The 19,375-nt window shown below is 76.8% G+C and carries 20 protein-coding genes; 5 read left to right on the top strand and 15 right to left on the bottom strand.

Annotated features, from left to right (window positions below; all coding sequences use genetic code 11):
* Positions 1 to 65: 65 nt before the first annotated feature.
* Genes ACGFK0_RS13805 through ACGFK0_RS13815 form a run of 3 tightly spaced genes read right to left on the bottom strand, consistent with a single transcriptional unit; the run spans position 66 to position 3,231 of the window.
* Positions 66 to 806 (bottom strand): HemK2/MTQ2 family protein methyltransferase, encoded by a 741-nt coding sequence (locus ACGFK0_RS13805; RefSeq protein ID WP_392904283.1) that lies wholly within the window; start codon positions 804 to 806, stop codon positions 66 to 68.
* Positions 803 to 1,945 carry an iron-containing redox enzyme family protein gene (locus ACGFK0_RS13810; protein ID WP_392904285.1) on the bottom strand — a complete coding sequence of 381 codons (1,143 nt, stop codon included), beginning with the start codon at positions 1,943 to 1,945 and terminating at the stop codon, positions 803 to 805. Before ACGFK0_RS13810 ends, ACGFK0_RS13805 begins: the two co-directional genes overlap by 4 nt.
* Entirely contained in the window at positions 1,942 to 3,231 is a 1,290-nt protein-coding gene (locus ACGFK0_RS13815) for a glutamate--cysteine ligase (RefSeq protein WP_392904287.1), read from the bottom strand. The genes ACGFK0_RS13810 and ACGFK0_RS13815 overlap by 4 nt, the downstream gene beginning before the upstream one ends.
* A 215-nt stretch (positions 3,232 to 3,446) precedes the next feature.
* Here ACGFK0_RS13815 and ACGFK0_RS13820 point away from each other — a divergent pair, with 215 nt between their 5' ends.
* Both ACGFK0_RS13820 and ACGFK0_RS13825 read left to right on the top strand, forming a co-directional pair.
* On the top strand, positions 3,447 to 4,073 hold the full coding sequence (locus ACGFK0_RS13820) for a cysteine hydrolase family protein (protein WP_392904289.1): 627 nt from the start codon (positions 3,447 to 3,449) through the stop codon (positions 4,071 to 4,073).
* 7 nt (positions 4,074 to 4,080) lie between these two features.
* Positions 4,081 to 5,070, top strand: coding sequence for a GlxA family transcriptional regulator (locus ACGFK0_RS13825; protein ID WP_392904292.1), 990 nt, complete (start codon positions 4,081 to 4,083; stop codon positions 5,068 to 5,070).
* A 22-nt stretch (positions 5,071 to 5,092) separates the two neighbouring features.
* Here the strand turns inward: ACGFK0_RS13825 and ACGFK0_RS13830 are convergent, their stop codons facing one another.
* Entirely contained in the window at positions 5,093 to 5,719 is a 627-nt protein-coding gene (locus tag ACGFK0_RS13830; protein WP_392904294.1) for an IMPACT family protein, read from the bottom strand.
* An 88-nt stretch (positions 5,720 to 5,807) separates the two neighbouring features.
* On the opposite strand from ACGFK0_RS13830, the gene ACGFK0_RS13835 reads away from it, so the two are divergent.
* Positions 5,808 to 6,227 carry an ester cyclase gene (locus tag ACGFK0_RS13835; RefSeq protein WP_392904297.1) on the top strand — a complete coding sequence of 140 codons (420 nt, stop codon included), beginning with the start codon at positions 5,808 to 5,810 and terminating at the stop codon, positions 6,225 to 6,227.
* A gap of 20 nt (positions 6,228 to 6,247) precedes the next feature.
* On the opposite strand, the gene ACGFK0_RS13840 is transcribed toward ACGFK0_RS13835, so the two are convergent.
* Positions 6,248 to 7,027, bottom strand: coding sequence for an HAD-IIA family hydrolase (locus ACGFK0_RS13840; RefSeq protein WP_392904299.1), 780 nt, complete (start codon positions 7,025 to 7,027; stop codon positions 6,248 to 6,250).
* A 187-nt stretch (positions 7,028 to 7,214) separates the two neighbouring features.
* Here ACGFK0_RS13840 and ACGFK0_RS13845 point away from each other — a divergent pair, with 187 nt between their 5' ends.
* Positions 7,215 to 8,918: a class I adenylate-forming enzyme family protein gene (locus ACGFK0_RS13845; protein ID WP_392904301.1), complete on the top strand. Its 1,704-nt coding sequence runs from the start codon at positions 7,215 to 7,217 to the stop codon at positions 8,916 to 8,918.
* 76 nt (positions 8,919 to 8,994) lie between these two features.
* On the opposite strand, the gene ACGFK0_RS13850 is transcribed toward ACGFK0_RS13845, so the two are convergent.
* The 3 genes from ACGFK0_RS13850 to ACGFK0_RS13860 all read right to left on the bottom strand — a co-directional run bounded on the left by ACGFK0_RS13850 (position 8,995) and on the right by ACGFK0_RS13860 (position 12,556).
* Positions 8,995 to 9,570 (bottom strand): TerD family protein, encoded by a 576-nt coding sequence (locus ACGFK0_RS13850; protein WP_392904304.1) that lies wholly within the window; start codon positions 9,568 to 9,570, stop codon positions 8,995 to 8,997.
* Positions 9,571 to 9,720: 150 nt separating this feature from the next.
* Positions 9,721 to 11,529, bottom strand: coding sequence for an acyl-CoA dehydrogenase (locus ACGFK0_RS13855; protein ID WP_392904307.1), 1,809 nt, complete (start codon positions 11,527 to 11,529; stop codon positions 9,721 to 9,723).
* A 13-nt stretch (positions 11,530 to 11,542) separates the two neighbouring features.
* Positions 11,543 to 12,556: an ACP S-malonyltransferase gene (locus tag ACGFK0_RS13860; RefSeq protein ID WP_392904310.1), complete on the bottom strand. Its 1,014-nt coding sequence runs from the start codon at positions 12,554 to 12,556 to the stop codon at positions 11,543 to 11,545.
* Positions 12,557 to 12,684: 128 nt separating this feature from the next.
* Between ACGFK0_RS13860 and ACGFK0_RS13865 the strand changes: the two genes are divergently transcribed.
* Positions 12,685 to 13,764 (top strand): 3-oxoacyl-ACP synthase III family protein, encoded by a 1,080-nt coding sequence (locus tag ACGFK0_RS13865; protein ID WP_392904312.1) that lies wholly within the window; start codon positions 12,685 to 12,687, stop codon positions 13,762 to 13,764.
* Positions 13,765 to 13,855: 91 nt separating this feature from the next.
* Here the strand turns inward: ACGFK0_RS13865 and ACGFK0_RS13870 are convergent, their stop codons facing one another.
* The 7 genes from ACGFK0_RS13870 to ACGFK0_RS13900 all read right to left on the bottom strand — a co-directional run bounded on the left by ACGFK0_RS13870 (position 13,856) and on the right by ACGFK0_RS13900 (position 19,364).
* Positions 13,856 to 14,323, bottom strand: a complete 468-nt coding sequence (locus ACGFK0_RS13870; RefSeq protein ID WP_392904315.1) for a DoxX family protein — start codon at positions 14,321 to 14,323, stop codon at positions 13,856 to 13,858.
* Between the two features lie 174 nt (positions 14,324 to 14,497).
* Positions 14,498 to 15,871 carry a hypothetical protein gene (locus tag ACGFK0_RS13875; protein WP_392904318.1) on the bottom strand — a complete coding sequence of 458 codons (1,374 nt, stop codon included), beginning with the start codon at positions 15,869 to 15,871 and terminating at the stop codon, positions 14,498 to 14,500.
* Complete coding sequence (locus ACGFK0_RS13880) at positions 15,868 to 16,299, bottom strand: hypothetical protein (protein WP_392904321.1); 432 nt, start codon at positions 16,297 to 16,299, stop codon at positions 15,868 to 15,870. Before ACGFK0_RS13880 ends, ACGFK0_RS13875 begins: the two co-directional genes overlap by 4 nt.
* A complete protein-coding gene (locus ACGFK0_RS13885; RefSeq protein ID WP_392904324.1) occupies positions 16,296 to 17,426 on the bottom strand; it encodes a molybdopterin-dependent oxidoreductase in 1,131 nt (376 codons plus the stop codon). The genes ACGFK0_RS13880 and ACGFK0_RS13885 overlap by 4 nt, the downstream gene beginning before the upstream one ends.
* Entirely contained in the window at positions 17,423 to 18,040 is a 618-nt protein-coding gene (locus tag ACGFK0_RS13890; RefSeq protein ID WP_392904327.1) for a class I SAM-dependent methyltransferase, read from the bottom strand. Before ACGFK0_RS13890 ends, ACGFK0_RS13885 begins: the two co-directional genes overlap by 4 nt.
* Positions 18,037 to 18,699, bottom strand: coding sequence for a TIGR04282 family arsenosugar biosynthesis glycosyltransferase (locus ACGFK0_RS13895; RefSeq protein WP_392904330.1), 663 nt, complete (start codon positions 18,697 to 18,699; stop codon positions 18,037 to 18,039). The genes ACGFK0_RS13890 and ACGFK0_RS13895 overlap by 4 nt, the downstream gene beginning before the upstream one ends.
* Positions 18,696 to 19,364: a glycosyltransferase family 2 protein gene (locus ACGFK0_RS13900; RefSeq protein WP_392904334.1), complete on the bottom strand. Its 669-nt coding sequence runs from the start codon at positions 19,362 to 19,364 to the stop codon at positions 18,696 to 18,698. Before ACGFK0_RS13900 ends, ACGFK0_RS13895 begins: the two co-directional genes overlap by 4 nt.
* Positions 19,365 to 19,375 lie beyond the last annotated feature (11 nt).

The raw sequence follows: 19,375 nt of genomic DNA on the forward strand, positions 1-19,375 counted from the left end.
CGGGCGGGACGCCGCGCTCAGGCCCCGCGACCGCGTCGCCTTCACGCCGCGCGGCGGCGTCGCACTCACGCCGCGCGGCGGCCATGGCCCCCACGTCCCTGCGGTCCCGCGTGCCCGCCGGGTCCGGCCAGGCCCCCGTGCCGCGCACCGCCCTCGACGCGGTCGGCGCGCACCACCACGAGGTCCTCGTACTGCTGCCCGGGGCGCAGCAGCCCCCGCGCCCGCAGGTCGGCGGCGCGGCGCCGCATCACCGGGCCCAGCGGCTCACGCCGCCGCGCCACCACCGACGCCCGCATCCCGGCGCGCCGCAGCGACAGCAGTGTCTCCGCCACCCCGTTCAGCGCCGAATGCACCACCAGCAGCGTCCCCGACGGCGTCAGATGCCCCGGCGCCGCCGCGCAGATCCGGTCCAGCAGCACCCGGCCGCCCGGCCCCGCCTCCCACGCGCGGGCCCGGCCCCGCGCCGCCGCGGGGTCGGTTCCGCCCGCCACGTACGGGGGGTTGGCGACGATCACGTCGAACACCTCGCCCGCCACCGGCGCGAACAGGTCGCCGCGCAGCACCCGCACCGGCAGGCCCCGCACCAGCGCGTTCACCCGCGCCGCCAGCACCGCCTGCGCCGACACGTCGACCGCCACGACCTCGCAGCCGTCGCGGGCGGCGGCCATCGCGACCGCGCCCGTCCCGGTGCCGATCTCCAGCAGCCGCGCGCCGGGCGGGATCCGCGCGCCGCGCAGCGCGCCCGCCAGCAGCCGCGTGTCGGACTGCGGGCGGTACACGCCCGGCGGCCTGAGCAGCGGCATCATCGCTCCCCCTCACCCGCCGCCGCGGAACCCGCCGGCGAGCCCGGCAGCGGGCGGCGCAGCGACGACCGCGGGGGCCGCCGCCAGGAACCCAGCAGGTGCGCGGCCAGGCGGTCCTCCAGCAGTCCCGTCGCCCGCACCCCCAGCACCACGTCCCCCGCCAGGCCGGGCTCGTCCTCCAGCAGCCCGCCGATCACGTCGTGGCGCAGGACCTGCTCGTGGACGGCGTCGGCCTCGATGTGCTCGGTGTAGAACAGCACGGCCCGCGGCCCGGCTCCCAGCCGCTCCAGCGCCCGCGCCATCCGCCGCGCCGACGGCGCCGTGGTGATCTCCGCGGCGGCGAAATGGCCCACCAGCGCGCCCCGCAGCGACCGCCGCAGTCCGAACAGCGACATCATGTTCACCGTCGCCAGCATCACCGCCGGGGCCGCGTCCACGTACGCGCCGTAGGAGGGGTCCAGGCCCAGCTCGTCCAGCAGATCGGCGTACAGGCCCTGGTGGAGCATCTCCGGCCGGCCGCCGCCGAACTCGTCGTGCTCCACGGCGACCAGCGCCGTCTTGGCGCGCCCCCGCAGCCTGGGCACGACCCACGCGTGCGGGTCGGCCTCCTTCAGGTGGTACACCGACCGCAGCGCCGCGTGCTCCAGCAGCTGCCACCACTGCCCGTCGTCGCGCAGGTGGTGGGTGACGCCGCGTGCGCCCACCGGCTCGATCAGCAGCTCCTCCAGCGCGTCCTGCACGCCGGTCCCGCCGGGGTGGGACGCGGTGTCCCGGCGCAGCGCCGCCAGGAAGGCCTCCTCCATCGTCCCGCGCAGCCGCAGCAGCCCCGGATCCCACTCCCAGTCCGGGTCGACCCCGGTGAACCCGCGGTAGTGCAGCTCGAAACAGGTGTGCAGCGCCAGCTGCAGATCCTCGCCGTACGGGTCGGCCGACCCGGCCCGCCGCACCGCGTGCGCGGCCGGTGCCCGGCTCCGCGCGGCACCGGGCGGCGGGCCGGCCGCCAGGGCCTGCACGACGGCCCGCGACAGCGGCCCGCGCGGGGCGGGCAGTGCCGGCGCCGCGTCCCCCGCCCGCCGCGGCGGTGGCGGAGGCCGCCGGTGCGCGGGGCGCGGGAGGTGCCCGGGGTGGTGCAGAACGGTCATGTCTCCTCCGTGGTGCGGGGGATGTCCGGCTGCGGTACCCGCTCACACGCGTCCCATACGCCCGATTCCTCCCCCGGTGCCGCTCCGGCGGGCCGGCCCGGCCCGTCCGCCGCGGCGTCCGGGGGGCCGCCCGCGAGCCCGCCGGACCCGGTCTGCCGGGCCAGCAGGTCCACCGCGGCGCGGGGACCGCCCCGCCGGGCGGCGCGGCGCTGCCGGTCCGCGCCCGTCCCGGCGCGGCGGACGCCCTCCACCAGCGCGACCACCGCCGCCAGGTCCCCGGTCTCGGCCAGGGACGGGCCGGCGCGGGTGAGCAGATCCTCGGCCCGCCGCCACGCCGGCACCGCCCGCCGGGTGAACGGGTCCAGCGCCGGGCCGGCCATCCCGTGGCGGGCCGCGTTCCACAGCGCCGCCGCGCACACCTGCCCGTCCACGGGCGCGGCCTCCCGCCCGCCGGCCAGGTCCGCCAGCGCCGCGCCGACCAGGCCCCGCACCAGCGCCGCCTGCAGCACCGCCTCGTCGGCGGTCGCCGCCGCGTCCGCCGCGCGCACCTCCACCGTCGGCCACCGCGGCGACGGCCGCGCCAGCCAGAAACTCATCGCCTCGTCCACCAGGACGCCCGCCTCCACCAGCGCCGCGACGCGCCCGTCGTACTCGGCCGCCGACGCCGAGAACGGCGGAGTCCCCGCACCCGGGAACCGCGCCATCTCCACGATCCGGCGGCTGTCGTGGCGGCCGGCGCGGCCGTGGCCGAACGGGGAGTTCACCGACAGCGCCACCAGCACCGGCAGCCACGGCCGCAGATGGTTCACCACCGCCACCGCCGTCTCCCGGTCCGCGACGCCCACGTGGACGTGGCAGCCGCACGCCTGGTAGTCCTCCACCACCTCCCCGTACGCCTCCATGATCGCGGCGAAGCGGGCGCCGGCCGCCGGCGGCGGGGGCGGTCCGCCCAGCACGGGCGCGCCCGCCGACACCAGCCGCGCGCCGGCGGCCCGCGCGGCACCGGCGAGCCGCGCCCGGCTGCCGCGCAGCTGCGCCCGCAGGCCCGCGAGGTCCCGGCACACCCCGGTCGCCGCCTCCACCTGCGAGGTGAGCAGCTCGGCGTGGAACGCGGCGCCCGCGGCGCGCCACGGGTGCGGCTCCGCCTCCGCCAGGACCCGTTCCGCGTGCGGGACGCACACCCCCGACTGCGCGTCGACCAGCAGGAACTCCTCCTCGACCCCGAGGGTCACCCCCGGTTCCCCGGCGCCCCCGCCCGCTCCGGCGTCCGCGTCGTGCCCGCCCATGCCGCATCCCCCCTGATCCCCGCGCCGGTCCCCGCGGACGTGCGGACCCGCCACACCCCGGGGGCCCGTCTACCCGGGGATGCCCGTACAGGACGGCCCCTCCCTCCCCTCGCCCAAGATCCTTTCCGCCGGGTGGGGTCCGGTGACCGGATCGTTCCGCATCGCGCCGCGATGATGCCTACCGGGCGCCGCGCCGGCCGGGCAGCATCACGGGCATGAACCACGACACCGACAGCGACCGGGCCCTGCTGGTCATCGACGTCCAGGAGTCCTTCCGCCGCCGCCCGAACTGGCGGGCGGTGTCGGCCCCCGACATCGACGCCCGCGCCGCCCGGCTCGCCGGCGCCGCCCGCGCCGCCGGCGACCTGGTCGTGTGGGTCCTGCACGCCGAGCCCGGCACCGGCGGCGTGTTCGACCCCGAACTCGGCCACGTCCGCCTCATGGACGGCCTCGCCCCGGCCGCCGGCGAGCCCGTCCTGACCAAGACCTCCCGCAACGCCTTCACCACCACCGCGCTGCAGCAGATGCTCACCGGACGCGGCATCCGCGAACTGGTCGTCTGCGGCATCCAGACCGAGCAGTGCTGCGAGACCACCGCCCGCCTGGCCGCCGACCTCGGCTACCGCGTCACCTTCGTCACCGACGCCACCGCCACCTTCCCCATCCCCCACCGCGACGCCCCGCCCGGACGGCCCCTGGCCGACGTCCTGGCCGACCCCGCCACCCTGCACCCCGACCAGATCATCGCCCGCACCGAGTACGCCCTGGCCGGGCGGTTCGCCGACATCGCCGCGCTCGACGACCTCGCCCCCGTTCCCGGCCCCGCCGGCGCTGTAAACTGACCGGATCGTGACCCGGATCGCCTTCCTTCTCGTCCCCGGAGTGCACCTGCTCGACCTCGCCGGCCCGGCCCAGGTGTTCTCGACCGCCGCCGACGGCGGCCTGCCCTACCGGCTGTCCTACGTCGCCGACCGGCCCGGCGCCGAGCCGGACACCGGCGCAGGCGAGCACACGGGGACGACCGGACCACCGGGGGCCGGGGACGCCGGGACGGTGAGCGTCGCCGCCGCCCAGGGGCTGCCCCTGCTGGCCTCCTCCGCCTGGCCGCACCTGACCGCCGCCGACATCGTCATGGTCCCCGGATGGCGGTGGGGCCGCGGCGGCCCGCACGCCCCGCCCGTCTCGCGCGGCGCCGCCCGCCGGCTGGCCGCCCACCACGCCGCCGGCGGGCTGGTCGCCAGCGTCTGCGCCGGCGCGTTCGCCCTCGCCCACGCCGGGCTCCTGGACGGCCGCCGCTGCACCACCCACCACGAGCTGCAGGACGCCCTGGCCCGCCGCCACCCCCGCGCCGCCGTCGTCCGCGACGTCCTGTACGTCACCGACGGCCGCGTCGTCACCTCCGCCGGCATCGCCAGCGGCATCGACCTGGCCCTGCACCTGCTCGCCTCCCGGCACGGCCCCGGCGCCGCAGCCCGCACCGCCCGCGCCATGGTCGTGTACACGCGCCGCAACGGCGACGAACCCCAGGCCGGGATCATGCTCCGCCACCGCGGCCACCTCAGTGACGCCGTGCACCGCGCCCAGGACCTCATCGACGCCGGCTACACCCGGCCCCTGCCGCTGGCGGCCCTGGCCGCCGAGGCCGGCGTCAGCGAACGCACCCTCACGCGCCGGTTCACCGCCGCGACCGGCCTCACCCCGCTGCGGTACCAGCAGGAGCTCCGGCTGGAACGCGCCGAGCACCTCCTCGGGCAGGGCGCCACCGCCGACGCCGCCGCCCGCGCCGTCGGCTTCACCGACGCCCGCATGCTCCGCCGCCTCCGCGCCCGCACCCCCTGATCGCCCGGACCGGGGGCGTCCGCTAGCGGGGGACCGGAACCTCGACGTACCCGGGTGCGCCGCGCCGCAGCGACGCGCGCCCGGCGGTGACCTGCGCCGCCCACGCCTCGAAGTCGTCCAGGTCGGTGACCGGGACCGCGACGTCGGCCTCCACGCCCTCCCCGTAGCGGACGTCGCCGGGCTGCACGCCGCGGCCGTGCAGGTCGCCCAGGAACCGGCCCGCCAGCGCGTGGTCCACGCCCACGGTGACCGTCACCACCGGGCGCAGCTCCACCACCCCGACCGCGTCGACGGTGTCGGCCACGGCCTGCGCGTAGGCGCGCACCAGGCCGCCCGCGCCGAGCTTGACGCCGCCGAAGTAGCGGGTGACGACCGCGACGGTGCCGGTCAGGCCGCGCCGCGTCAGCACCTCCAGCATCGGGATGCCCGCCGTCCCGGCCGGTTCGCCGTCGTCGCTGCTCTTGGTGATCTCGCCGTGCTCGCCGACCACGTAGGCGGTGCAGTTGTGGGTGGCGTCGCGGTGCGCCCGCCGGTGCCGGGCCAGGAACGCCACCGCCTCGGCCTCGCCGGCGGCGCGGGCGAGGGTGCAGACGAAACGGGACTTGCGGATCTCCAGCTCGCGGGAGCCCGCCTGCTTGATCATGCGCATGGTCGGCTCCGAGTGTATGCGGTGCCGGTCCGGCCGGTCCGGCGCGGGCGTTTGACGCCGGGGCGCCGCGGGCACGCAGCGTGACGTGATGGATGCGCTGGAGGAGTTGTACCGCCGCTGGCTGTTCGAGGTGTGGAACGGCGACTTCGACGTGGCCGCGCGGATCCTCACCCCGGACTTCACCGGCCACTGGCCGAACCTGGAGGTCCACGGGCCGGAGGAGGCCGTCGACCAGGTCCGCCGCTCCCACGCGTACTTCACCGGCGTCCGCACCACTCTGGACGTCGGACCCGTCGTCCAGGGCGTGGCGGACGACGGGATGGTCGCCGCGGCATGGACCTTCCACGGCGCCTACCGCGGCGGAATCCCCGGCGCCACCGCCGCGCCCGGCACCCCCGTCTCCTTCCGCGGCCAGGACATCTTCCGCGCGCGGGACGGCCGGTTCGCCGAGTACTGGGTCGTCTCCGACGCCCTGGGCCTGATGACCGCCCTGGGCGCCCTCGGCTGACCCGCGGGCCCGGGGCCGGGTCAGACCAGGTCGAGGAGGTCGGCGATCGAGGGCACGACGCGGTTGGGGCGGAACGGGAACCGGGCGATTTCGTCCTCGCGGGTCACGCCGGTCAGGACCAGGATCGTCTCCAGACCGGCCTCGACGCCGGCGACGATGTCGGTGTCCATGCGGTCGCCGATCATCGCGGTGGACTCGCTGTGCCCGCCGACGCGGTTCAGCGCCGTCCGCATCATCAGCGGGTTCGGCTTGCCGACGAAGTAGGGCTCCACGCCCGTCGCGCGGGTGATCATGGCGGCGACCGCGCCGCACGCGGGCAGCGACCCCTCCGGGGACGGGCCGACCGGGTCGGGGTTGGTCGCCACGAACCGCGCGCCGCCCTCGATCAGCCGGATCGCGCGGGTGATCTGGGAGAAGCTGTAGGTGCGTGTCTCGCCCAGCACCACGTAGTCGGGGTCGATGTCGGTCAGCACGAAGTCCGACTCGTGCAGCGCCGTCGTCAGTCCCGCCTCCCCGATCACGTACGCCGACCCGGCGGGCCGCTGGTCGGCCAGGAACCGCGCGGTCGCCAGCGCCGACGTCCAGATCGACTCGGGCGGCACCCGCAGGCCCGCCGCGGCCAGGCGCGCCGACAGGTCCCGGCGGGTGTAGATCGAGTTGTTGGTCAGGACCAGGAAGGGCTTGCCGGACGCCGACAGCCGCCGGATGAACTCCTCGGCGCCGGGGACGGGGCGGCCCTCGTGCACCAGGACCCCGTCCATGTCCGACAGCCAGTATTCGATCGGCCCGCGCTCGTTCATGCCCCCATTGTCGCAGGATCCGTGCAGGCGGGGATCTTCGCCCGGGCCGCCGGACCGGACGCGCCCGCCGCGGCAGGGGCGTTGACCTGCGCGTGATGCGGATCATAGATTTCGGGCACGGCGCACCGAATCATGTTCGGCGATCGGGTCGTGCGGCGGTGCGCCGTCATCCCGCGGGAGGCGCGACGTGCACGACCAGCAATTGCCGGCCATCGCCGAGGTCAGGGCGGCGATGACGGCGCCCGGGCAGTTGTTCGAGATGGACGAGGCCGATGTCCGCGGCGTGCGGACCCGCGTCTGGAAGAACGCCCCGCCCACCCTCCGCGAGATCCTGGAGATCTCCCGCGCCCACGGCGACGCCCCGTACCTGGTGTACGAGGACGACCGGCTGAGCTTCGCCGACCACTACGCGCGGGCCGCCGCGTTCGCGCGCCGCCTCATCGACGGCTACGGCGTCGCCAAGGGCGACCGGGTCGCGATCGCGATGCGCAACTACCCCGAGTGGTCGGTGGCGTTCTTCGGCGCCGCCGCCGCGGGCGCGGTCGTGGTGCCGCTGAACGCGTGGTGGACCGCCGCCGAACTGGAGTACGGCCTGGCCGACAGCGGCGCGAAGGTCCTCATCGCCGACGCCGAACGCGCCGGCCGCCTCGCCGGCGTCCTGCCGGGGCTCGGCGTCGCCTGCCTGGTCGCCCGCGGCGGCGGCGCCGTCCCCGGCGGCTGCGAGCCGTTCGAGGACGTGCTCGGCGACGCCGGCGACCCCGCCGCCGCGTCCCTGCCGGACGTGCCGCTCGACCCCGACGACGAGGCCACCATCTTCTACACCTCCGGCACCACCGGCCGCCCCAAGGGGGCGCTCGGCACCCACCGCAACATCGCCACCAACCCCGTCAGCCTCGCCTACGGGATCATGTCCGCCGGGGTCCGCGCCGGCCGGACGGTCGAGGAGCTGACGGCGCCGCAGCCGCGGGTGACGCTGCTGAGCGTCCCGTTCTTCCACGCCACCGGCTGCCACTCGGTCCTGGTCACCAGCGCCCTGCAGGGCGGCACCGTCGTGATGATGTACAAGTGGGACGTGCGGACCGCGCTGGAGCTGATCGAGCGGGAACGCGTCACCGGGTTCGGCGGCGTCCCCACCATGGCGTGGCAGGTGCTGACCTCCCCCGACTTCGGCGAGTACGACACCTCCAGCCTGACCGGCGTCAGCTACGGCGGCGCGCCCGCCGCGCCCGCCCTCGTCGACAAGATCAAGGAGCGGCTGCCCGAGCGGATCCCCGGCAACGGCTACGGCCTGACCGAGACGTCGTCGGTCACCACCTACAACGGCGGCGTCAACTACCTGGAGCGGCCCGAGAGCGTCGGCCCGCCCGTCGCGGTCTGCGACGTCAAGGTCGTCGATCCGGCCGGGGAGGAGCTGCCGGCCGGGGAGGTCGGCGAGCTGCTCATCAAGGGCCCCAACGTCATCAAGGGCTACTGGAACAAGCCCGAGGCGACCGCGCAGTCGTTCACCGGCGGCTGGTTCCACAGCGGCGACCTGGCCCGCCTGGACGACGACGGGTTCGTCTACATCGTCGACCGCGCCAAGGACATGCTCATCCGCGGGGGGGAGAACATCTACTGCGCCGAGGTCGAGGCGGCCCTTTACGAGCATGCCGCCGTGGCCGACTGCGCCGTGATCGGCGTCCCCCACCAGGTCCTCGGCGAGGAGGTCGGCGCCGTGATCGTGCCGCGTCCCGGCGCCGCCGTCACCGAGCAGGACATCGCGGAGTTCCTGGCCGGGCGGATCGCGGCGTTCAAGGTCCCGGTGCACTACTGGTTCCGGGACGAGGGCCTGCCCCGCAACCCCGGCGGGAAGATCCTCAAGACCCGGCTGCGCGAGGAGCTCCTCGGCTGATCCGCCCCCGGGGCGCCCGGACATGCGGCGGGGCGCCCCGGGACCTGCCCGGGACGCCCCGCCCTGCCGCGGACGCTCAGACGTTGACGCCGAAGTCGGAGGCGATGCCCGACAGGCCCGAGGCGTACCCCTGGCCCACCGCGCGGAACTTCCACTCCGCGCCGCTGCGGTACAGCTCGCCGAACACCATCGCGGTCTCGGTCGAGGCGTCCTCCGACAGGTCGTAGCGTGCGATCTCGGAGTTGTCGGCCTGGTTCACCACCCGGATGAAGGCGTTGCGGACCTGGCCGAAGCTCTGCTGGCGGCCGTCGGCGTCGTAGATCGACACCGGGAACACGATCTTGGCGACGTCGGCCGGGACGGTCGACAGGCTCACCTTGATCTGCTCGTCGTCGCCCTCGCCCTCACCGGTGAGGTTGTCGCCGGTGTGCTCGACCGACCCGTCCGGGCTCTTGAGGTTGTTGAAGAACACGAAGTGCTGGTCCGACAGGACCTTGTTCTCCGCCGAGCACACCAGGGCGCTGGCGTCGAGGTCGAAGTCGGTGCCGGTCGTGGTCCGCACGTCCCAGCCCAGACCAACCACGACGGCGGTCAGTCCGGGAGCCTCCTTGGTCAGCGAGACGTTGCCGCCCTTGCTCAGACTGACTCCCACTGTGTCTACCTCCGTATCGGCCTCTGCGGGTGCGATTCACCCGCGCGCGTTTCGTCTGTCTTACGAGAACGGTAGCCACCTCGCGCGGGTTCCCCCGCCTCCTTGGCAAAATCACGGCGTGGCGTGCCGTTTTCCGCGGCGCCGCGGCCCTCACCCGCCGCCGAGGAACGCGGCGGGCGCGCCGATCGCGGGGGGAAGCCCGAACGCGGCGGCCAGCTCCCCGGCGCGCGGGGCCAGCTCGTCGCACACCGCCCGCCGCGACGCCCACACCTCGTCGAGCATGCCGGGCGGCGCCACGCCCTCGTTCAGCAGGTCGGCGGCGCGGTGCTCCAGCCGGTTCAGGGCGTGCAGGCGCAGCACGGGGCGCAGCTCGGGCGGCCCCGCCTCGACGGCGGCGGCGAGGATGTCCAGGACGATCCGGTCGGCGCAGGCCGCCGCGGTCCGCGCGGCCAGCACCAGGTTGGCGTTCCACGCGGTGAACGCGTCCTCGCCCGAACCGCGGGCGGCCTGCACCCGCGCGGCGAGCCGGTCGCGCATCCGGCGCTCGGCGTCGCGGGCCAGGAACAGCCACACCCGCGGGGATTCCAGGTCGCCGCCGTCGGGCGGCCCGGCCCCCGGCTCGGGCGGGGCGTAGCGGTCCAGTTCGGCCATCGCGCGGGCGGTGTCGTAGAGGATCAGCTCGTTGTCGCCGCCGGCGCTGGTGTAGGCGTGCGCCAGGCCCCGGTAGGCGTTGAGGCGCTCGGCGGCGGCGAACCCGGCCGCGCCGCTGTGCACCCGGCACGCCGACACCGTCTCCTGCGCCTGCGCGGTCGCGGCGGCCTTCAGCAGCGCCAGGTCGCGGTCGACCGCCGACCATGGCGCCCACGCGGTGCCGGGTCCCCCGTCCCCGGCGGCGGGCCCGGCGGAGCGGCGCGCCTGGACGTGCGCGGCGACGGCGGTGAGGGCGTAGCCGGACGCGAGCGCGCCCAGCACCGCCTCCTGCTGGTTGCGGTAGTCGGTCAGCGGGCGGCGCGGCGCCAGCCGGCCGAGCGTGGCGCGTCCCGCCGAGTGCGCCAGCAGCGTCCCCGCCGACGCCCGCGTGATCGCCGCCGACGCGGAGATGACGGCGCGCCACACCGCCGGGGCGATCCCCATCGACCGCGTCAGCCGCGCCGCCGGGGACCCGGCCGGGTCGTGGAAGGCCCCGCCGGCGTCGATGCGGGCGCCGTCGCGCAGCCACGACTCGTAGGGCACCGCCAGATCGTCCAGCAGCACGGCCGCGTAGTCGACCTGAAGGCCCGTCGTCTCGGGCGCCGCGACGATCCGGACGCCGGGCGGGACGGCGCCGCCGGCGCCGCGCAGCGGCACCACGAACACGAACACGCCCTGCTCCCGGCCGCCGTGGACGAGGGTGGCGTAGACGGCGGCGGTCTTGGGGACACGGGGGTGGGCGGTATTGGTGGGGAACTTGGCGGCCTGCGCGTCCGGTGTGCTCAGCACGAACCCGCCGGTGGACGGGTCGTGGCGGGCGAGGGTGCGCGGCGACAGGTGGCTGTTGCTGCGCCCCACCTCGGTCATCAGCAGCGTCCCGAACGAGGTCATCGACTCCAGGTCCTCGCGCGCCCGCCGGGGGCCGTCCTGCCCGGCGCCGAACCGCAGGATCGGGCCGAGCGCCAGGGTGTAGTGCAGCAGCATCACGTGGAACAGGGCGGGGTCGGCGATCGCGGCGCGTTCCAGCAGCGCGCACAGCGCCGGCGGGTCGTCCAGCAGGTCGGTCGCGGGAGGCGCGGCCAGTCCCGCCCGCCGCAGCCGCTCGTAGGTGAGTTCCTGGTGGTCGCGGGCGGTGAGGCCGCCGGGGTAGGCGAAGAACTCGTCGGGGACGGCCTCGGCCAGCCGCGCCCGCGTCTTGGCGTCCAGGGACGTGCCCCGCACGAAGCCGAGCAGGCCCGCGTCGGGAACGGCGCCGGTGAAGGTGTCCATCGCGGTTCCTCCGTCAGGCTCGGGGACGGGCGGCGGGGGCGTGCGTGCCGGGACGCGGCCCGGCCGGGCGGTCGTGCAGGGGCGTCAGGGTGCGCGCGCCCGGCAGCGTCAGCCGGGCGCACTGGGCCAGCGCGTTCCCGGCGCCGGCCTCGGTGAACACCGTCGCGCCCGCTTCGTGGACCGCGCGCAGCGTCTGCGGAAGCCGCACCGGCTTGACGATGCAGTCGGCCAGCGCGCGGTGCAGGTCGTCGCCGTCGCGGTAGGCGCGGCCCCGCACGGGCGAGTGCACCGGCAGCTCCAGCGGCCGCTGCGGGAACCGGCGGATCATCGTGTACCACTCGTCGTCGGCTCCGGCCATCGCCGGATGGTGCGACAGGTAGGGGACGGCGAGCCGGACGGTCCGCACCCCCCGGACGCGTGCCGCGTCCAGGACCCGCTCCAGGGGCCCGTCCGGGCCGGACACGACCGTCACCGACGGCGCGTTCAGGCACGCCACCACGACCTGCGGGGCGGCGGCGGCCTCGATGCAGGCGCGGGCGCCGTCCTCACCGGCCTCCAGCAGGGCCAGGCCGCCGCCGCGGCCGCGCCGCGTCAGCACCCCGACGAGGCTGACGGCCATGCGGGCTCCGTCGGCGATCGCGAACGCGCCCGCGCTGACCAGCGCGGCGATCTCCCCGAAGCTCTGCCCGACCACATGGCCGGGGTGCACCCCGGCGGTGCGCAGGACCCGGTCGACGGCGACGGAGGCGGCGTATCCGGTGAGCTGGGCGACGCCGGGCGCGCGGGCCGCCGCGCGGTAGGCGCCGGGGTCCTCCAGCAGGATCGAGCGCAGGGACGGCCACCCGGTGCGCGGCAGGCCCTCCTGGACGGCGTCCAGCACGTCGGCGACGGCGCGGGCGGCGGCGCGCCCGGTGCGGGCGAGCGCGGACAGGTCGGGTGCCCCCGCCGAGCCGGTGCCGGCGAAAAGGAACGCGCACACGTCGTCGGGCTTGAGCTCCTCGGCCGGATGAAAGTGAGAGAACGACACGCGGGGGTCTCCTTACCTCGAAGGAAGGCTCTCTTTTCTTTTTGGTACAAGGCCGCTTAACCAATAGTTATGGAACATAAGCCCTGAAATGGGATTATTCGCTTATGGGATCCGTCTGGCAACCGTCAGTGGCACGAGCACCGCACGAACTCCCCTCCCCCGGCGTCCACTCCCAGGCCGTTCACCAGCACGGCGTCCACCAGCACGGCGGGCCTCGGGGGTGGGCGATCCGCGGAACCGGCGCGTACCTGCCCGCCCGGCGGGTGGACAGCGAGGAGCTGTCCCGGTCGATGGGGCTGGATCCGTCCTGGATCGAGGAGCGCACCGGCATCCGCCACCGGCACGTCGCCGGTCCCGGGCAGGCCGCCTCGGACCTGGCCGCGGCCGCCGCCGGGCGCGCGATGCAGGAGGCGGGACTGGGCGCCGGCGACATCGGCCTGATCGTCCTCGGCACGTCCACCCCCGACGAGCTGGGCCCCTCCACCGCCTGCCGCGTGCAGGCGCTGCTGGGCGCCCGCCGCGCCGCCGCGTTCGACGTCTCCGCCGCCTGCACCGGGTTCGTCTACGCGCTGCAGGCCGCGGTCGGCTGGCTCGCCGGCCGTCCCGAGCCCGCGCCGCACGCGCTGGTCATCGGCGTCGAGGTGTACTCGCGCTTCCTCAACCCCGCCGACCGGGCCACCGCCGCGCTGTTCGGGGACGGCGCCGCGGCCGCGGTGATCGGGCCCGTCGCGCCGCCGTACGGGATCGGCCCGGTCACGCTCGGGTCGGACGGCTCCCGCGCCGGAGACGTGCTCATCCCCGCCGGAGGCAGCCGCTCCCCCGCCGGCGCCGGCACCGTCGCCGGGCTCGGCCACACCATCCACATGGACGCCCGTGCCGTGCGCGGCTTCATCGCCGACGTCTTCCCGCGGCTGGTGGCCGAGGCCTGCGAGGACGCCGGGATCAAGCCCGCCGACCTGGCGCTGGTCGTCCCGCACCAGCCCAACCCGCGGCTGGTCGCCGCGCTGGCCGGCGAGGCCGGTCTCGACCCGTCGCAGCTGGCGATCGCCGGGCAGGACGTCGGCAACATCGGCGCCGCCAGCCTCCCCTACGCCCTGGACCGTGCCGTCCGCGACAACCGGATCGCGGCCGGCGACCTGGTCCTGCTCGCCGGCTTCGGCGCGGGCGTGACCTGGGGGCACGCCCTCATCACCTGGCCGCCCGCCTGACCGCCGTCCCGAGCACGCCCCGGCCCCGCGCGACGGCGGACGACCCGGGCCGGGTGGCCTCGGGTCGTCCGCCGTCGCGGTGCGCGCGGTGTCACCGCCCGGTGCGGCCCCGCAGGGAGCGCAGCACCCGGCGGGACTCGGCGCGGCGGTCCCAGGCGACCGCGGCGAGCACGGCGGCGTACGCGGCGGGCAGCAGCGCCCACGCGGGCTCCAGCACCAGGATCTGGGTGAGGACCGCGCCGCCCATCAGGCCGATCAGGCCGGCCGCGGCGAGCCCGGCCAGCCGCGGGATCACCAGCGCGATCGCGCCGGCGGCCTCGACGGCGCCGGTGACGTACCGGAACCACTGGCCCCAGCCGATCTCGTTGAAGGTCTCGACCGCGTCCACCTGCCCGGCGAACTTCGGCAGCGCCGAGGCGAAGAACAGGAACGCCGCGATGAAGATCTGCGCGCCCCACAGCGCCTTGCGCAGGACGCGGCGGTTCTCGCCGGCGGCGGTGTCGTGGGCGGAGTTCCGGGCGGCGGGGATCTGGGTGGCGGGGATCTGGGTGGCGGTCATGGCGGTGGTCCTTCCGTGCGGGTGTCTCATCGGCCTTTCACTGACGCGTCGCACGGGCGCCCGCCGGATCGACATCTCCCCGGATTTTTCTTCGAGTTTTTTCCCGCGGCCGTATCAGCGCAGGTGAGAGAGGCCGCCGGCAGTCGTCACCACGGTCGCTTCACCACGGCCGCTTCACCACGGGGACACGATGAGGGCCTGCACGGCGAGGGCGGTCGCGGCCTGTGCCGCCAGCCATGCCCGCGCCGGGGGCCGGTGCAGGGCGGCGGCGGCGAGCAGCCAGGCGGCGAACGGCACCCAGATCCGCTCCACCTCCCCGCGGGTCACGCCGGAGGCGTCCAGGGCGAGCACGCCCACCAGCGCCGCAACCGCCAGCGCCGCCGCCGCGGCGGGCGGGGACGCGGCCCTCGCCCGGATCGCGGCGCGCAGCGCCCCCAGCGCACGAGGCAGCGCGTGCGCGACCGCCGGGCCGGTCAGCAGGCCCAGCACGGCGAGGTTCGCCACGACGAAGTAGGCGTAGGAGCGCTGCGCCGACCCGCGGCTGACCAGGTACGTCTCCAGCGTGGCGCGGACGCCGTCTGGCCACCAGAACCCCAGCAGCGTGAACGCCGCCGGCACCACCACCAGCCCCGCGGCCAGGGCGGCGAGCACGTGCGGGCGGGGACGGGTCAGCACCAGCACCGCCAGCGGCACCGCGAACAGCGGGAGCAGCCCGTAGCTCAGATACGGCAGGCATCCGAGCAGCAGCCCGCCCGCGCAGGCGGCGGCGAGCGCCCGCGCCCCGGCGCGGCGGGCCGCCAGGGCGAGCAGCGCCGTTCCCCACGCGCCCACGGCCAGGAAGAACGCGTCCATCGCGGTCGCGATCCACAGCGCCGCCGGCGCCAGCGCCAGGAACGGCACCGCCGCCCGCGCCAGGTCCTCGCCCGCCACGCACCGCACCGTCACCGCGATCGCCGCCACCGCGGACGTGCCCGCCGCGATGATGAACGCCGCCGCCCAGCCGGTGCCGTCCGGACCGGACGCCTCCAGCGCCCACAGCACCAGCGTCGGCAGCGGCGGATGCCCCCGCACGTGCGTGGTGTAGCCGCCGAGGCGCTCGGTGAAGGTCTGCAGCCACAGCAGCGGGTCGGGGCGGACCTGCGCCAGGCCCGCCGGGTACTCGGTGGGGGCATTCAGGGGGGCGGCGAGCGCGTCCCAGCCGTCGGCGGCCGCCAGCGCCACCGCCCACGCCGCCGCGGCCGCCCACGCGGCGGCCGGCAGCGCCCGCCACGGCAGCCGTGCCGCCAGCACCGGCAGCGCCGCCACGGCGGCGGCCGCGACCGCCGCCGCGGGCAGCAGCCGCCAGGCCGGCGGCCACCCCCGCGCCCGCGCGTGCAGCGGGGGCAGCCGGTCCTCGGTCGCCAGGCCGGCGCGCCGCAGATAGCAGCCCACCGCGAACGCCGCCGTGATCGCGCCCGCCCACACCGCGACGGCGGCCCAGCGGGGCCGTCCGCGCCGCGCGGCGTCCTCCGCCGCCGCGGGCCGCCTGCGGGTCTCGGTGCGGGTCACGTTCGGCCTTCTCTCTGCGCGGGGCCCGGCGGCCGGGGGCGGCGGCGGGCGGTGAACGCGCGGACGGCGATCGCCGCGCCGGCGGCGGCGGTGATCGCCGCCAGCACGATCGCGAGGTTGCGGTCGTAGGGCAGCGGCAGCCGGGACGGCTCGTCGGCGCGGCGGCCGCGGCCGAGGACGAGCGGCAGCGCGACGGCGGTCACGCACGCGGCCGTGACCAGCGCGGCGCGCACGATGCGCCGGGAGGCGGCGGGCAGCCGGCGGGTCGCGAGCCCCGCCGCGAGGACGACCGGGACCAGGACTCCGTCGTGCAGGATCGCGGCGCCCGCGAACCACGCCAGCCACGCGGCGACGTCGAGGTCGGTGACGACGCCGCGCACGCCCACGGCGATGAGCGCCAGGCCCGCCGCGGTCACCAGGGCCTTCACTCGACCACCACCCGGTGCACCCACTTGGTCTGCATGACGCCGGGCCGGTTCGGGGCGATCAGGCGGCACGGATATCCGTGGTCGATGTGGAGGGCCTCGCCGTTGAGGCCGAGGGCCAGCAGGGTCAGCGGGTCGCGCCAGTGCCGCGGGGCGACGTGCGAGGTGCGGTAGATCCCGCCGCGCTGCAGCGACTCGATCCGCACCCGCGCGCCGGCGGGGGCGCCCGCCATGGCCAGCAGGTCCCGCAGCCGGACGCCGCGCCACGCGCCGCCGGCGCTCCAGCCCTCCACGCACGCGATCGGGAGCCGCGCGGTGTGCTGCGGGAGGCCGCGCAGGTCCTCCAGCGACAGGGTGAGTTCGCGGGCGACGCGGCCGGTGACGGTGAGCCGCCAGCCGGGGTCGCGGGCCGGGGCGCTCACCCCGGCGGCGGCGGCGGACTTGTTGACCGGCAGGCCCTGCGGCCCGTTGCCGGGGCGGCGGGGGGCCAGTACCGCCAGCCGCGCCAGCGGCGCGAACGCCTCCCCGACCGTCGTCGCCGCGATCACGCCGCCCGCGCCCGCGGCGGTGAACAGGAACGCGCGGCGTCCCACCGCGTCCTGCGGGCGGGTCATCACGGTGCGGCGCACCTTGGACCATTCGTCGGCGGCGTGGATCAGCAGCGCCCCGATGACGATGTAGGCGGTCCAGTAGTGCGCGGTGGTGAAGAAGAAGGGGAACGCATACCAGTAGGCGATGTTCAGCACCCCGGTGACGAACTGGAACAGCGCCCCGCCGACCAGCGCGAACATCAGCAGCCGCCGCAGGCCGTGCGCGGCGGACCGGACGGGCGGCCACTGCCACAGCTTCGGGTAGACCGTCCACAGCTTGGCCAGCAGCAGCGGCACCGTCGCCAGCCCGCCGATCACGTGCACGCCCTGGCTGACCCGGTACAGGTTCACCGGCCGCGACGGCCACTGCGCCCAGCCGGGCGGATGCTGCATGAAGTGGCTGATCAGCCCGGTCGCGAACGCCGACAGGAAGCTGACGCCCAGGGCCATGCCCAGCCATGCCGCGACCCGCTCGTCGTGCAGGCGGCTGCTGAACCGCGCCGGCAGCGACGTCAGCACCGCCGGGGGGCGCGGTCTCACGAGCGCACGGCGACGAACCACCGGCCCGCCTCCTCCCAGAGTTCGGTCACGGTCGCGGCGCACGCGGCGGCGAGGCCGGCGGCGGCGTCGGCCGACACGTGCGCCCAGGTGAACCATTCGCCGACCGATCGGCCCGACCGCAGCCGCAGCGGCTCGATCCGGGATCCGGCGCCGGGCGGCTCGACCTCGATCAGCACCCGCCCGCCGGGGGCCGGCAGCGCCAGGACGCGGCGCAGCAGCGCGGCCGGGTCGCCGCCGATGCCGATGTTGCCGTCGGCGAGCAGCACGGTCCGCCAGCGGCCGGTGCCGGGGACGCGGCCGAACACGTCCCGGCACAGGGCGGGCCCGCCCGCCGCGACCGTCAGCGCGACCGCGGCGGGGGCCAGGTCGATGCCCAGCACCGGCAGCCCGCGGCGGGCCAGCGCCACGGTGAGGCGCCCCGGCCCGGATCCGACGTCGAGGGTGGCGCCCTCGCAGCGGGCCAGCAGCCCGGCGTCGCCGGCCCGGGGCGCCAGCCAGTCCTGGACGGGCAGCGGGCGGCGGCGGCCGTCGGCGTGCTCGATCTCCACCGGGCCGCTGCCCCGCAGCGCCTCCTCGTACAGTTCGCCGATCACGCCGCGGCCGTCCTGGCGCCCAGGGCCCGCACGGCGGCGGCGAACCGGCCGCCCGCGGCGCGGGCGGCGACGGCGCGGGCGTCGGCCGGGGTGTCGACGTCGGTGAGCCGCGGCAGGAACCCGGTGTTCAGCCGGGCCGCGCGCAGCCGCGCCAGCAGGACCGCGCCGGTGTAGGACCGCGACATCGGGACGCCGCGCAGCAACCGCGCGTCGGGGCGCCGCAGCCCCAGCAGCCAGAACCCGCCGTCGGACGCCGGGCCGACCACCGCGTCGTGCCGGGCCAGGCCGCGCCGGGCCCGCTCCAGCAGCGCGGGCGTGACCTGCGGGGTGTCCATCCCGATCAGCACGAGGGGGCGGCCCGCGTAGGCGTCGTCGAAGGCGTGCGCGAGGCGCTCGTCCAGGCCGCCGCCGCGCTGGGCGATCACGGTGAGGCCGCGGGGCAGCCACCGGCCGGGGGCGCCGTCGAGCGCGAGGGTGCGGCGCCCGGCCGGGGCGGCGGCGACGGCGGCGAGGGTGTCGCGCAGGGACGCCTCGGCCAGCGCGGCGGCCTCGGCGGGCGTGTACGCGGGGGTGAGCCGCGTCTTGACCCGCCCGGGGACGGGCTCCTTGGCGATGACGATCAGATCGGCGAGCGGTGCCCGGCCGGCGGCGCCGTTCACGGGGCGACCTCCGTCAGGACGCGGCGCATGTCGCGGACGGCGCGGACCGTCCCGCCGACCGTCCCGGTGACCTTCGACCGGCCGGTGCGGGGAAGGTAGGCCACGTCGACCTCCGCGATCCGCCACCCGGCGCGGGACGCGCGCAGCACCATCTCCAGCGGGTAGCCGAACCGGCGGTCGGCCAGCCCGAGTGCGAGCAGGTCTTCGCGGCGGGCGGCGCGCATCGGCCCCAGGTCGTGCAGCCGGGTCCCGGCGCGCCGGTTCAGCGACCGGGCCAGGACGGCGTTGCCGAGCCGCGCGTGCGGCGGCCACGCGCCGCGCCCGGACGGCCGCCGCCGCCCCAGCACCAGCCCCGGCCGTCCCGCGGCCTCCAGCTCGTGGAGGGCGGCGGTGAGCCGGGGCAGGTCGGCCGGGTCGAGGGAGGCGTCGGCGTCCATCACGCACACCACCCCGGTGGAGGCGGCCAGCAGCCCGGCGTGGCAGGCGGCGCCGAACCCGCGGTCGGCCGCGGGGACGACGCGTGCGCCGTGGGCGGCGGCGACGCGCGCGGAATCGTCGGTGGAGGCGTTGTCGACCACCAGCGGCCGGAAGCCCTCGGGCATCCGCGTCAGCACCCAGGGCAGGGCGTCGGCCTCGTTGAGGCACGGGAGAAGCACATCGATCACGTCCGTGACGC

This window comes from Spirillospora sp. NPDC048823 (genome assembly GCF_043198445.1).
Classification (GTDB): domain Bacteria; phylum Actinomycetota; class Actinomycetes; order Streptosporangiales; family Streptosporangiaceae; genus Spirillospora.

Excerpts from the sequence above, each read along its gene's own strand:
- ACGFK0_RS13820 (WP_392904289.1), top strand. The coding sequence starts at position 3,447 with ATGAACCACGACACCGACAGCGACCGGGCCCTGCTGGTCATCGACGTC.
- ACGFK0_RS13855 (WP_392904307.1), bottom strand. The coding sequence starts at position 11,529 with ATGGACACCTTCACCGGCGCCGTTCCCGACGCGGGCCTGCTCGGCTTC.
- ACGFK0_RS13840 (WP_392904299.1), bottom strand. The coding sequence starts at position 7,027 with ATGAACGAGCGCGGGCCGATCGAATACTGGCTGTCGGACATGGACGGG.
- ACGFK0_RS13805 (WP_392904283.1), bottom strand. The coding sequence starts at position 806 with ATGATGCCGCTGCTCAGGCCGCCGGGCGTGTACCGCCCGCAGTCCGAC.
- ACGFK0_RS13835 (WP_392904297.1), top strand. The coding sequence starts at position 5,808 with ATGGATGCGCTGGAGGAGTTGTACCGCCGCTGGCTGTTCGAGGTGTGG.
- ACGFK0_RS13810 (WP_392904285.1), bottom strand. The coding sequence starts at position 1,945 with ATGACCGTTCTGCACCACCCCGGGCACCTCCCGCGCCCCGCGCACCGG.
- ACGFK0_RS13830 (WP_392904294.1), bottom strand. The coding sequence starts at position 5,719 with ATGCGCATGATCAAGCAGGCGGGCTCCCGCGAGCTGGAGATCCGCAAG.
- ACGFK0_RS13870 (WP_392904315.1), bottom strand. The coding sequence starts at position 14,323 with ATGACCGCCACCCAGATCCCCGCCACCCAGATCCCCGCCGCCCGGAAC.
- ACGFK0_RS13815 (WP_392904287.1), bottom strand. The coding sequence starts at position 3,231 with ATGGGCGGGCACGACGCGGACGCCGGAGCGGGCGGGGGCGCCGGGGAA.